At 31.4% G+C, this 11,861-nt stretch carries 16 protein-coding genes; 2 read left to right on the forward strand and 14 right to left on the reverse strand.

The annotated features are described in order from the left end of the window. Window positions 1-7 precede the first annotated feature (7 nt). From HMPREF2576_RS00320 to HMPREF2576_RS00385, 14 genes are all read right to left on the reverse strand, one after another. The gene (locus tag HMPREF2576_RS00320) at window positions 8-511 is read right to left on the reverse strand and encodes a GNAT family N-acetyltransferase (protein WP_002494459.1); all 504 of its coding nucleotides are present in this window, start codon (window positions 509-511) and stop codon (window positions 8-10) included. 335 nt (window positions 512-846) lie between these two features. Next, window positions 847-2,322, reverse strand: a complete 1,476-nt coding sequence (locus tag HMPREF2576_RS00325; RefSeq protein WP_002503982.1) for a S41 family peptidase — start codon at window positions 2,320-2,322, stop codon at window positions 847-849. 344 nt (window positions 2,323-2,666) lie between these two features. Beyond that, entirely contained in the window at window positions 2,667-2,891 is a 225-nt protein-coding gene (locus HMPREF2576_RS00330) for a YozE family protein (protein WP_001831241.1), read from the reverse strand. Then, window positions 2,891-3,391 carry a PTS sugar transporter subunit IIA gene (locus HMPREF2576_RS00335; RefSeq protein WP_001831133.1) on the reverse strand — a complete coding sequence of 167 codons (501 nt, stop codon included), beginning with the start codon at window positions 3,389-3,391 and terminating at the stop codon, window positions 2,891-2,893. Before HMPREF2576_RS00335 ends, HMPREF2576_RS00330 begins: the two co-directional genes overlap by 1 nt. Before the next feature lie 12 nt (window positions 3,392-3,403). Continuing rightward, on the reverse strand, window positions 3,404-3,832 hold the full coding sequence (msrB, locus tag HMPREF2576_RS00340) for a peptide-methionine (R)-S-oxide reductase MsrB (RefSeq protein WP_002439748.1): 429 nt from the start codon (window positions 3,830-3,832) through the stop codon (window positions 3,404-3,406). Beyond that, window positions 3,829-4,353, reverse strand: a complete 525-nt coding sequence (gene msrA, locus HMPREF2576_RS00345; protein WP_002439749.1) for a peptide-methionine (S)-S-oxide reductase MsrA — start codon at window positions 4,351-4,353, stop codon at window positions 3,829-3,831. Before msrA ends, msrB begins: the two co-directional genes overlap by 4 nt. A gap of 102 nt (window positions 4,354-4,455) precedes the next feature. After that, entirely contained in the window at window positions 4,456-5,304 is an 849-nt protein-coding gene (gene fakB2 / locus HMPREF2576_RS00350; RefSeq protein ID WP_032606496.1) for a fatty acid kinase binding subunit FakB2, read from the reverse strand. Between the two features lie 9 nt (window positions 5,305-5,313). After that, on the reverse strand, window positions 5,314-5,799 hold the full coding sequence (gene dfrC / locus HMPREF2576_RS00355; protein WP_070856560.1) for a trimethoprim-sensitive dihydrofolate reductase DfrC: 486 nt from the start codon (window positions 5,797-5,799) through the stop codon (window positions 5,314-5,316). A gap of 41 nt (window positions 5,800-5,840) precedes the next feature. Next, entirely contained in the window at window positions 5,841-6,797 is a 957-nt protein-coding gene (locus HMPREF2576_RS00360) for a thymidylate synthase (protein ID WP_000282655.1), read from the reverse strand. Between the two features lie 313 nt (window positions 6,798-7,110). Beyond that, on the reverse strand, window positions 7,111-7,773 hold the full coding sequence (locus HMPREF2576_RS00365; protein ID WP_002439753.1) for an ABC transporter ATP-binding protein: 663 nt from the start codon (window positions 7,771-7,773) through the stop codon (window positions 7,111-7,113). A 15-nt stretch (window positions 7,774-7,788) separates the two neighbouring features. Beyond that, window positions 7,789-8,838, reverse strand: a complete 1,050-nt coding sequence (locus HMPREF2576_RS00370; RefSeq protein ID WP_002439754.1) for an ABC transporter permease — start codon at window positions 8,836-8,838, stop codon at window positions 7,789-7,791. Window positions 8,839-9,049: 211 nt separating this feature from the next. Next, complete coding sequence (gene brxA / locus HMPREF2576_RS00375; RefSeq protein WP_002457670.1) at window positions 9,050-9,487, reverse strand: bacilliredoxin BrxA; 438 nt, start codon at window positions 9,485-9,487, stop codon at window positions 9,050-9,052. A gap of 51 nt (window positions 9,488-9,538) precedes the next feature. Then, window positions 9,539-9,799, reverse strand: a complete 261-nt coding sequence (locus HMPREF2576_RS00380; protein ID WP_001831110.1) for a NifU N-terminal domain-containing protein — start codon at window positions 9,797-9,799, stop codon at window positions 9,539-9,541. Between the two features lie 11 nt (window positions 9,800-9,810). Beyond that, window positions 9,811-10,005, reverse strand: coding sequence for a zinc-finger domain-containing protein (locus tag HMPREF2576_RS00385; protein ID WP_001831026.1), 195 nt, complete (start codon window positions 10,003-10,005; stop codon window positions 9,811-9,813). 250 nt (window positions 10,006-10,255) lie between these two features. On the opposite strand from HMPREF2576_RS00385, the gene HMPREF2576_RS00390 reads away from it, so the two are divergent. Together HMPREF2576_RS00390 and HMPREF2576_RS00395 are read left to right on the forward strand one after the other, a co-directional pair. Then, window positions 10,256-10,960, forward strand: a complete 705-nt coding sequence (locus HMPREF2576_RS00390) for a queuosine precursor transporter (protein WP_001831106.1) — start codon at window positions 10,256-10,258, stop codon at window positions 10,958-10,960. A gap of 324 nt (window positions 10,961-11,284) precedes the next feature. Further along, window positions 11,285-11,677 (forward strand): ribonuclease HI family protein, encoded by a 393-nt coding sequence (locus tag HMPREF2576_RS00395; RefSeq protein WP_002504093.1) that lies wholly within the window; start codon window positions 11,285-11,287, stop codon window positions 11,675-11,677. The last annotated feature ends 184 nt before the right edge of the window (window positions 11,678-11,861 follow it).

An 11,861-nucleotide genomic window follows, 5' to 3' on the forward strand; every position in this document is an offset into this window, starting at 1 on the left:
TCTATTCTTATATGTTTTTATAATATGCATAAAAAGGTGCCCCTCTATCAAAAGGATGATAATCTATCTCTATCTCATCAACTTTAGTAAAACCAAACTTTTCAAATAATCCTTGAGCAGGTTTATTGAGGGCAAATGTATCTGTTAAAATGACATGAATATCATGTTCATTTGCTAAGTCAATGGCAAATTGGAAAAGTTCAGTCGCAGCACCTTTATATTGTTTTGATCCAGCTAATCTGTGAATAACGTATGCCCCATTTCGATTAACAGGCCAATCAATGTCATCATACCACTCCGATTGATTTTGGTCGATAACAATAAAACCATAAATTGTATGATCAACGTCTAAAACATATAGTGTTTTATTTTCGATGTCTTCTTCAAAATGCTCTTTCGCGGGATATTCATCATCCCATTGGTTGTTGTTGAATTCTTCCATAATCTGTTTAGCCTCTTTGACTAATTGAGTAATACTAAGTAAATCATCTTTAGTTGCTAATCTAATCATCTTACTAAAACACCTCTTTTTTAGAATTTTAACGAGTGGTAACAATAAATATAAATCATGTTGATACTTTTAAGACTCAATCAATTAACGAAAATCTGAAAAAGTTAAGAAATGATTGGGATTATACCTTAATAGGAATAACTTTTTATTAAAGTTGTATTTTCAACAAATCAGAATTATCAGATATGATTAAGAGCCTGTACATATACTATATGTCTCAGGCTCTTAATTCAAACGTGAATGGTTATTAAATTTAAGGAATCCAACCCTTTAAGTATGAAATTACACTTAAAGGGTTAGATACATTCTTTTTGTTTAATGATTTACTCGCAAGTTTATTTTAGTTTGTTTAGTAAATCGTTTAAAACAGTATCTTTTTTATTCGCTTTTTCAACTAGTTTTTCAGTAAATTTATCATTTGTTTTTTTATCAAAATTGCCATTAACTTTTAAATTATTGTCTTGTTGAAATGTTTTAATAGCAGATTCTAATTGTTCGTCAAATATGTTTGTTTCGTTATCAATTGGATAACCTAAAGCTTTTAGACCTATTTTCATCGTTTTAACATTTTTATCTTTTTCACCTTGATGATAAGTTTTGTTATCTGGAATGACATTGAGTGATTGGTATTTTAGTGTTGAGATACTAACATCTGGTCTAATTCCTTTACCATGAATATAATGGCCATCAGGCGTTAGCCATTTCATCTCTGTATATTTAATTAATGAACCATCACTAAATTCACGAGTGGTCTGAACGATACCTTTACCAAATGTTTTAGAACCGTAAACTTTAGCTTTATGATAGTCTTTCATAGCACCTGTAAACACTTCTGAAGCACTAGCTGATCCCTCATTAACTAAGATGGATACTTTCATATCTTTTGCTTGTTTTAGTGCTTGATTAGAAGTTTTTAATTCTTCCTTATCCTTACCTTTTTCTAATTGAACGACAGTATTTCCCTTATCAATAAAGATGTTAGCCATCTTGACTGCCTCATCTAATAATCCCCCCGGATTATTTCTCAAATCTAAAATGATATGACGGATGCCTTGCTTATGCGCTTTGATGATTGCAGATTTGAGTTCACCAGAAGTATTGCTTTGGAATTTATTGATTGTTAGTACGCCTACATTGCCTTTCTTCTCATACTCTACACTCTTAACGTGAATGGTATCGCGTTTAATCTTAATATCCTTTTCTTGCGAACCACGTTTTATAGTTAAAGTAACATATGTTCCTTTTTTACCGCGGACCATTTTAACAACTTGATCAAGTGGTTTACCGACTACCGAATGATGATTCACTTGTGTGACGATATCTTTAGGTTGAATACCAGCTTTTTCTGCTGGTGAATCCTTCATTGGACTAGTAACACTTATCTGTTCATTTTTCTTTTGCATTTCAGCACCTATGCCAACGAAATCACCTGATACACCTTCATTAAATTGTTTTGTTTCTTCAGCAGTCATATATTCTGAATATGGATCTTTCAGTTCTTTAACCATACCATCTATGGCAGATTGAGTTAATTTATCAGAACTTTGCTTTTTGTAATAATCTTTATTAAGTGTTTGATAGACATATTCAATTTTTTTTAAATTTGCACGTTGTTCTTTATTTAAACCACTTTTTTGATGGCTAATTAAAATTGTTGATACTACAGTAATGATGGATGTTAAAAGAATAATACCCAAAATAACGAGTATGAAATGCCATAATTTAATTTTTATATGCTTGCTATTCTTAGATGGTGTTGACTTTGTGTTATCATCTTGAGATGTTGCATGATTTTTTTGATGATCATTCATGGTATCACATCCTTATACGTTCATATTGAGTTATACAAAATATAAATTCATAGATTATATTCAAACTTAATCATTAACAAGTTATTTAGGAATGTTCATTCTGTATGTATTCGAATATTTTTAATTATGATGTATGTAAGTGAAAATCGCATGAGGCTTGAGTAGTACATGCAAAAAATTAATATATTAAACGAATGTTTCATTGAGAAAACAGCGTAATTATTTTGTGTGCATCTAGCAGAAGTTATAATTAAAAAGTGTACAGTTTGAATCCCTTTACATTAAAACACCTGAGACATTGAGTCGTGTCCCAGGCTCTATCAATATTTATTAATGAAAAGAATTTAAAACTTCAACCATTCTGTATAGTCATCATATAAGTCATCAAATACAGACATTGGTAGGGTGAATTCGCTATGTGTCTCAATATATTCAGATAATGTATTAAAATCATCTTCGTGTTTTGGAAAGGCAAGGTCTTCAAAAATTTGCTCAGCAAAAACACCTTTATCGTCTTTTCTTCCGCGCACGGTCATAATAAATTGATAAAATGAATAATTCTTAACCATTAGCTTACTGTCACATCAATAACTTGTGTTTCCCCTTTAACTACTGCTTGTACGTCTTCAATATGAATTGATTCAGTTTGATCAGAGTTTGTAATAATAATAGGAGAAATAATAGATTTTGCATTATTATTAATATATTCTAAGTCAAAACGTATAAGTGGGTCACCTATTTTAATGTCATCTCCACTTTCAACAAGTACTTCAAACCCTTTTCCATCCAATTGAACGGTATCTAATCCGATATGAACTAATAACTCTAATCCATTTTCGGCTTTTAACCCTACGGCATGTTTCGTTGGAAAAACATTATCGACTTTGCCTTCAATCGGTGAAACAACCTCACCCTCTGTAGGATTAATACCAAAGCCTTCTCCCATCATTTTTTGCGCAAACACTGGATCAGGAATATCTTCAATTTTGACATACTCACCTGTCAAAGGTGCGTAGATTTTAATGTTTTTGTCAACTTCTTTAGCTTTTCCAAATAACTTTTTAAACATGTAAATGCACTCCTATTTTTTAAAATGTTTAATTAAATCTCCATATCCTAACTCTTCTAGTTTATCATAAGGTATAAACTGAATCGCAGCAGAGTTAATACAGTATCTTAAACCACCTTTTTCTTTAGGTCCGTCATTAAAAACATGTCCCAAGTGACTATTCGCTTTTTCTGATCGAACTTCAGTTCTAATCATACCAAATGATTTATCAACAAGTTCTACGATTTCATCATCATTTAATGCTTTGGAGAAACTTGGCCAACCGCAATTAGATTCAAATTTATCCTCTGAAGTAAATAATGGTTTGCCGGACAATTTATCAACGTAAATTCCTTTTTCAAAGTGATTCCAATACTCGTTTTGAAACGGAGGTTCAGTACCATTTTCTTGAGTGACTAGATACTCCATGTCATTCAGTTCTTCTTTGTTTTTTTTAATCATTTTGAGCCCCCCCAGTGTGATTCGATAAATGCTTTTCTACCAGATCCACGTTGGTATTGTTCATAATGTGTAGGATTCTTTTTGTAGTAATCTTGATGATATTCTTCTGCAGGATAGAAATTTTTATATGGTTTTATCGGTGTGATAACAGGTTTTTTAAAGATACCCTCTTCGTCAATTTGTTGTTTCTTTAACTCGGCAGCTTTAAGTTGATTCTCATCATGATAAAAAATGACAGGTTGATAGCTTTCACCTCTATCAAAGAACTGCCCTCCGTCATCAGTTGGGTCAAATGTTTTAAAGTAAACGTCTAAGATATTTTCAAATGTTGTAATATTAGAATCATATTCAATTTGTACAGCTTCCACATGCCCTGTTTGATTTGTGCATACCTGTTCGTATGTTGGATTTTCTACATGTCCTCCACTATATCCGGAAACGACTGATTTTATTCCAGGATATGAGGTGAAGGGTTTAACCATGCACCAAAAACAACCTCCAGCTAGTGTCGCATATGCCATGTTATATTCCCTCCTTAAGTTATCTGTTTGTTTAAATTTACGCTATATTGTCGGGAATTTAAAGTATTTAACTCAGAATCATTCATGTGATTTTGTGACAACTTAGTTCAACGTATCTCTCAATACCACAAGTCCAATTGCACCTTGTCCAGTGTGCGTAGAAATCACTGGAGTTGTTACATTAATATCAAATTGGCTAAAATCAAATGACTCTGTAAATGATTTTTTGATTTTATCAACGAAATCTTTAACGTTGGCGTGAGCAATTCCTACTGATTTAATTTTATGGTCTTTAACAAAATCTGTAATTTCTTTTTTTAAATATTGCACACTAGAGTTTTGAGTTCTAGAATTATGCACTAGTTCAAGTTTACCATCTCTTAAAGTTCCGATTGGCTTAATTTTCATAATGTTTCCAATTAAACCTTTTGTTTTACTTATCCTTCCACCTTTAATGAGTTGATTAAGCTGACCGATAACCACAAACAGTTGCAAGTTATCACGTAACTGTGTCATTTCCTTCACTATTTCTTCTGTTGATGTACCTTGACTTATTAATTCAACAATTTGCTTAATTTGATAACCTAACCCAAACGAAATAGATTTAGAATCAATCACTGTGATATTGCCATCTACCATATGGCTCGCTTGAACAGCAGTATTATAAGTACCACTTAAGCCTGACGAAAGATGAATACTTATAATTTCAACGTCATCTTGAGCTAATTGCTCATATGTTTCAATAAATCGACCAATAGGTGGTTGACTTGTTTTGACGTCTGCATCATTTTCAATATGATCGATATACTCACTTGAAGAGATATCAACTTGATCAGTATAAGATTTCCCGTCGATTGTCAGGCTTAATGGTATAACATGAATGTTATGTTGTTTTAAATATTCATGTGATAAATCAGAGGTTGAATCTGTGACGATAATTTGTTTAGCCATAATTGCCTCCTATTTCCCTTTTCTACGCACTAAATGTAAGAATGTATGCGGTATAGTATTTTTTTCATCTAGTTGACCTTCTACTGAAGATTCGACTTCCCAGTTTTCGAATGTGTATGGTGGAAAGAATGTGTCTCCTTGAAACTTTCCATCTATTACTGTGATATACATATCATCTACCTGGTCAATCATTGCTTCGAATAACGTTTGTCCTCCAAATATAAAAACATGACCAGATAACTCTTTAATTTCATCAAGAGAGTTTATAACATCTACCCCTTCATGGTGAAATGAAGCTTGGTTAGTGAGAACGACGTTACGTCTATTTGGCAATGGTTTCCCTATAGAATTAAAAGTTTTCTGTCCCATTACAAGTGTATTCCCAGTGGTCAGTTGTTTAACATGCTTTAAATCATTTGGTAAGTGCCAAGGTAATTGATTTTGGTACCCAATGACTCTTTGTTTATCGTGAGCGACAATTATTGATAATGTCATGGTATACCTCCTTTCTGTATGCGAAATATTAATGCATCTTTTTATACCGCAATAGGTGCTTTAATAGCAGGGTGTGATTCATAATTTATCAATTCTAAATCTTCATAATTAATATCAAAAATTGATTTATCTGTATTAATTTTTAATTGAGGTGGTAGATAACTATCTCTTGATAATTGTGTATGTATTGCATCCATATGATTGGAATAAATATGTGCATCTCCAAATGTATGAATGAATTCACCCACCTCAAGTCCACATTCTTTTGCAACAAGATGTGTCAGTAAAGCATAACTTGCAATATTGAAAGGAACACCTAAAAATATATCAGCACTTCTTTGATATAATTGACAATTTAATTTACCCTCTTGTACGTAAAATTGAAACATTGTGTGGCAAGGTGGTAATGCCATTGAATCGATTTCAGTAGGATTCCATGCTGAAACAATGTGACGTCGAGAGTTTGGATTGGTTTTAATTTGTTGTATAACTGATTTTAATTGATCGTAATGATTCCCATTTTTATCTTCCCAATCTCTCCATTGTTTACCATAAACATTTCCTAAGTTGCCATATTTTTTAGCAAATGCATCATCGTTTAGAATACGTTCTTTAAATTTTTTCATTTCTTCTTTATACTGCTCGTTAAATTCAGGGTCTTGCTGGGAACGATGTCCAAAATCTGTCATGTCTGGTCCATGATAATCATCAGACTGAACATAATTTTCAAATGCCCATTCATTCCATATATTGTTATTATATTTAAGTAGGTATTGAATGTTTGTATCTCCTTTAATAAACCATAATAATTCAGTTGCTACTAATTTAAAAGAAACCTTTTTGGTTGTAAGTAAAGGAAACCCTTTGGTTAAATCGAAACGCAATTGATGCCCAAATTTGGAAATTGTCCCGGTATGTGTGCGATCATCGCGTCTATTCCCTATTTCTAATATCTCTTCGCATAAGCCATGATAAGCTTCGTCGAATGGATTATACATGCGTACAACTCCTTATAAAAATATGTATTATATTAATAAACATTATACTAGAAAAGATGTATCGATAGAAGAGAGAGGGTTTTGAGTTTATAAAATTTTAAACCTTTTATGTAAAATATCTCATATAAAACAAGTTAATAAACAGGAAGGTGTTGAATTGATTGTTCAATCTTGACAATATGAATTTGAGTTTTTCTTACATAATATTTTTAAAGATTCAATGGACTGTTGTTTTATAAAAAAACCGAGTCACAACAAATGTTGACTCGGGATTTTCAAATATGAAATGCAAGTAATTGTGAATGTTTTATTTCTATTGGAGTGAAAGAACTCCGTCCTCCATGAAATATGTTTTATCACAAAAATGAGTTAAACGTTCATCATGAGTAACAATCACACATGTTTTATTTCTTTCTTTCGTTTGTTTTTGAAGTATTTTCATTACAGCCATTGCATTATTCGTATCTAGTGAAGCGGTAGGTTCATCTGCTAGTATGATTGATGGGTTTGTGTAAATAGCTTTAGCTATTGCCACACGCTGTTTTTGACCGCCAGATATTTGATTTGGTAATTGATTGGTAATATCTGATAAATTTAGCTGTTTAACCAACTTTTGATATGCATCTTCACTTAATGTATCTTTTTTATATTTACTAAGAAGTTTGAATTGTTGTTCGATTGTTAAAAAAGGCACGAGATTCGTCGATTGTAATATAAAACCTATTTCGTTAATTCTTATTTGAGATAACTGTTTTTCAGATAATATTGATATATTTTTGTTATTGATGTAAATATTTCCTGACGTAGGTCTTTGTAAGGCGCCAGCCATAGTTAAAAATGTACTTTTTCCTGAACCTGAAGGTCCCACGATAGCAATCAGTTCCCCCTGAATTATTTTTAAATCGGTAGGCTTTACTGCCTGAATCATTTGATTGCCATCTCTGAAAGATTTGCTCACTTGTTTGAACTCTAACATGTTTATGATTCCTTTCTATCCAATTGCTTTAAGTGGATTTATTTTTATTATAGACAGAACAGAAAATAGACTGCCTAATAAAGAAATAATGATAAGAACAATTCCATATATCAACATCGTTAATAAATTAAAATGAATTGGAACGACAGGCGGTAAAAATGTACCTGTTAATAGTGTTAAGAGAAATCCTATGATTGTTCCAATTAAAGATAATATGAAAGTTTGAGCAAAAACCATTTTTGCTAAATAGCCGTTGGTAAAGCCTTGTGCTTTAAGTACACCAAATAAGTGTGTTTTTTGGAGTGTTATAACATATAAGAATACGCCAATTACTGTTGCTGAAATTATAAATAAGAAAACGATCATAAAGTTCAAAGTTAAATTTTGAGCTTTATAGCCAGGAAGATTTTTAATAAACTGCGATATTGAAATGCTTTCTAAATCTTTGTTAAGTTTATGATTTTTCCAATTTGAGTCTTTGATTACTATAGCATTTGTTTTATCTTTTGATAATTTGGGATTAAGTTTCTCAATGGTTTGATTATTAGAGAATAGCACGGGTGAAGCATTATATTTAGCACTTTCTACAATACCTACCACTTTTAGCTTTTCGTCTGATTGAGATAAAGATAAGATGTCACCTATTTTGAACCCCTTATCAGCTAATGTTTGATCAATGACTATTTCATTTGAACTTTCAACTTGATGACCTTTAATTATAGGCGGAATTAAAAATGATTTGTGTGTAACGCCAAAAAGTAACGCATTTTCTTCCCGATGATGGTTTGAGATAATAACTCCTTGTTGTTTTAATGTGGTTGATTTTTCATAAGTATTTTGTACTTTGGATATATTGAATAAGGATTGCTCTACGGTTTGATTAGCATCTTTTTTTAATATGATAGCGTCTGCATTCCACTTTTCTATACCTTCAGTATTCATTTTAATAAGGCCGTTTGCAAGTCCTGACAGTAGGAATAATAAATAACTTATAAGTACTAATATGCCAATGACTAAACTGAATTTAATTTTATTTCTTTTTATTTCATTCCAAGCTAAAAACATGAATGATGCACCTCAATTTTTTACGTAATCGTTGGTAGAGAAAATAATCAAATAGAATTAGTTAAAGAACAATTATATTTGATATAAGTATGGTTGTAATTGAAAATAAAAAATAGGACAGAATTCATGTTGAATCGACTGTCCCACTCTTGTGAATGATATTACTTTTAGTGATTCTTTGACATAGCTATCTTATTAGACAATATTAAGTTTATTGACAATTATCATCAAAAGCATCTTTTAAATCCATAGCTATATCATTGATGTCGCGCCCTTCAATATGTTCGCGAGGTATAAAATGAACTAAATGTTGACCTTTAAATAATGCGTATGAGGGACTTGAAGGAACTTGTTGGATGTAATCTCTCATTGTTTGTGTTGCTTCTTTATCTTGACCAGCAAATACAGTTACTTTATGATCTGGTTTCACTTCATTTTGCTCTGCAACTGCAACAGCTGCTGGACGTGCTAATCCTGCAGCGCAACCGCATGTTGAGTTGATTACAACAAATGTTGTATCATCATTATCTATATTTTGCATATACTGATTGACGTCATCACTCGTTTCAAGACTTGTGAATCCATTGTCTGTTAATTCAGCTCTCATTTGTTGTGCAAGTTCTTTCATATAAGCTTCGTATCCATTCATCATAAAATGCTCCTCTACTAATAATTGTTTCTAATTGTACTATATAGAAAATTAATTGCTTTTAGCGAACGTGTTTTCTATTTGTGGTAATAATTCATTCCAGTTAGCGTTATCTTCTTTATCAATTGATATAAAATCCAAAACATAGAATATTGATTTAACACCTTCTATTTCAAATAATCGATTAATAAATTCAGGTTGACCTTCTTGAGCGGCAGTATATGTTGTAGATGAGTTATCTTGACGTGGTTCACTCAACGAAACTTTCATTGTATTATGATTAGGTGTTTCTGAAATTGCTATAATCTCCATGTGACATCCTCCTATTGTAACTCATTACCAATTTGTTTAATTTGTTTACCGACCGTACATTCATTTATACAAAAATGATGTGCTTGTGTTTTACCGTGAGTTTTTCTATTGTGCTTTTTTAATGGACATTGGTGACAATAAATATTCATCAATTGGTCGATGTGTTGAATTGCTTGTTGTTCTGTATTAGTGAGTATAGCTTTCACTTCCCTTAGCTATAGACTATTTATATTTATACCCATTTCACATGTTTGTATTATAGCATTTATAAGTTGGGAATTTGAAATAATCAATTTTAGTTTTGAGAAAACTGATAACTTAGACATTTGTTTAAGTTATTATTTATTTACTCTTCTTTTTTAGCATTGCATTAAAGATGAATTTTAAGTAAAATAGTATAGTTAATTTTGGCGGTTTCTAAACACCCGCTTTAACAAAATTTAGGAGGAAAGTTATATGTATAATGAAATATTTGGTATTGCGTCATTTATTGTTACATTCGCTTTAATGGTACTGATGTATCGCTGTTTTGGTAAACAAGGACTAATTGCTTGGGTAGCAATAGGAACGATTATCGCTAATATACAGGTCATAAAAGCGGTTCATATTTTTGGTATTACGGCTACACTTGGAAATGTCATGTTTGCTTCTATATATTTAGCTACTGATATATTAAATGACATCTATGGTCGTAAAGTTGCTAAAAGAGCGGTGTGGCTTGGTTTCTCTTCTACCTTAGTAATGATTATAGTCATGCAAATGTCATTGCATTTTATTCCTGCTCCAGTAGACAATGCGCAAAACTCATTAAAAATGATTTTTGATTTAGTTCCTAGAATTGCTATAGGTTCCATTATTGCTTATATCATAGGCCAACATATTGATGTATTTATATTCAGTATGATTAAAAAGATATTTAGCTCTGATAAGACCTTTTTTATTAGAGCATATGGTAGTACCATTTTAAGTTCTATCATTGATACCGGTTTATTTGTTTCAATTGCTTTTATTGGTACTATGCCTGGTACTGCTGTTTTTGAAATATTTATTACCACTTACTTGTTAAAACTAGTGTCAACTATTTTTAATGTACCATTTGGATATATCGCTAAGTCACTATATCGAAAAGGAAAGATAGAACAACTAGATAATGGGTATTGATATTTATTGTATCAGAAATATAGATATACAAAAGCGAATAAGAGTTCCATGTGCTGAACTAGCTTCGAAATTCAATTTGGTTTGTCCGTAGAATTTTCGAGCGAAATTCTCAATGATAGGACCTACGACCAAAGTTAAATAAATCTTAATATAAGGGCTAAATTTAGACATCAATGCCCTATTTGTTAGCAGAACCTGAAGTATATATGTTATCTTAGGTTCTGTTTGTTTTTGATTTAATTTTTAGTGTTTTGTCTTTTTAGTTTGATACAATAAAATAGATACATTTTAGTGAGTAGACAATTCTGAAGAGGAGTAAAAGTAATGGCTAAAATACATTTTGATGCTGCGACTAAAGGAAATCCCGGCCGAAGTGCTTGTGCGATTATTATTAAAGAAAATTCACAAAGATATACATTTACCCATGATTTAGGTGAAATGGATAATCATAGTGCAGAATGGGCAGCAATGTTACACGCTTTGGAACATGCACGCGAATTAAAAGTATCTAACGCGTTACTTTATACTGATTCAAAATTAATTGAAGATAGTATGATGCAAGGTAAAGTTAAAAATGCTAAGTTTAAAGTTTATTTTGAAAACATAGAAATCTTAGAGCAAAGTTTTGATTTGATGTTTGTGAGATGGATTCCACGAAAGCAAAATAAAGAAGCGAATCAACTTGCTCAACAAACACTATACAAACTTACATCATAATAATCTAAAGTGTTAATATGATATGTTACGTATTTAATTGTTTGTTCAACCTTACCAATAAGATTTCGGCTTTGAAAAGCTTATTATAATATGTTTGTACTGAATTATCGATGGTTAACAAAAAACAAGAGCCTGGGACATAATTCCTATCAAAATAGCCAGTAAATGAGTTTTCATAAATTCA

Source organism: Staphylococcus sp. HMSC063F05, assembly GCF_001837075.1.
In the GTDB taxonomy this organism is placed as follows: Bacteria; Bacillota; Bacilli; order Staphylococcales; family Staphylococcaceae; genus Staphylococcus; species Staphylococcus epidermidis.

Excerpts from the sequence above, each read along its gene's own strand:
- msrA (WP_002439749.1), bottom strand. The coding sequence starts at position 4,353 with ATGGCATATGCGACACTAGCTGGAGGTTGTTTTTGGTGCATGGTTAAA.
- brxA (WP_002457670.1), bottom strand. The coding sequence starts at position 9,487 with ATGAATGGATACGAAGCTTATATGAAAGAACTTGCACAACAAATGAGA.
- fakB2 (WP_032606496.1), bottom strand. The coding sequence starts at position 5,304 with ATGGCTAAACAAATTATCGTCACAGATTCAACCTCTGATTTATCACAT.
- dfrC (WP_070856560.1), bottom strand. The coding sequence starts at position 5,799 with ATGACATTATCAATAATTGTCGCTCACGATAAACAAAGAGTCATTGGG.
- HMPREF2576_RS00370 (WP_002439754.1), bottom strand. The coding sequence starts at position 8,838 with ATGTTTTTAGCTTGGAATGAAATAAAAAGAAATAAAATTAAATTCAGT.
- HMPREF2576_RS00360 (WP_000282655.1), bottom strand. The coding sequence starts at position 6,797 with ATGTATAATCCATTCGACGAAGCTTATCATGGCTTATGCGAAGAGATA.
- HMPREF2576_RS00335 (WP_001831133.1), bottom strand. The coding sequence starts at position 3,391 with ATGTTTAAAAAGTTATTTGGAAAAGCTAAAGAAGTTGACAAAAACATT.
- HMPREF2576_RS00390 (WP_001831106.1), top strand. The coding sequence starts at position 10,256 with ATGTATAATGAAATATTTGGTATTGCGTCATTTATTGTTACATTCGCT.
- HMPREF2576_RS00380 (WP_001831110.1), bottom strand. The coding sequence starts at position 9,799 with ATGGAGATTATAGCAATTTCAGAAACACCTAATCATAATACAATGAAA.
- HMPREF2576_RS00320 (WP_002494459.1), bottom strand. The coding sequence starts at position 511 with ATGATTAGATTAGCAACTAAAGATGATTTACTTAGTATTACTCAATTA.
- HMPREF2576_RS00395 (WP_002504093.1), top strand. The coding sequence starts at position 11,285 with ATGGCTAAAATACATTTTGATGCTGCGACTAAAGGAAATCCCGGCCGA.
- HMPREF2576_RS00325 (WP_002503982.1), bottom strand. The coding sequence starts at position 2,322 with ATGAATGATCATCAAAAAAATCATGCAACATCTCAAGATGATAACACA.
- msrB (WP_002439748.1), bottom strand. The coding sequence starts at position 3,832 with ATGATTAAAAAAAACAAAGAAGAACTGAATGACATGGAGTATCTAGTC.
- HMPREF2576_RS00365 (WP_002439753.1), bottom strand. The coding sequence starts at position 7,773 with ATGTTAGAGTTCAAACAAGTGAGCAAATCTTTCAGAGATGGCAATCAA.
- HMPREF2576_RS00330 (WP_001831241.1), bottom strand. The coding sequence starts at position 2,891 with ATGGTTAAGAATTATTCATTTTATCAATTTATTATGACCGTGCGCGGA.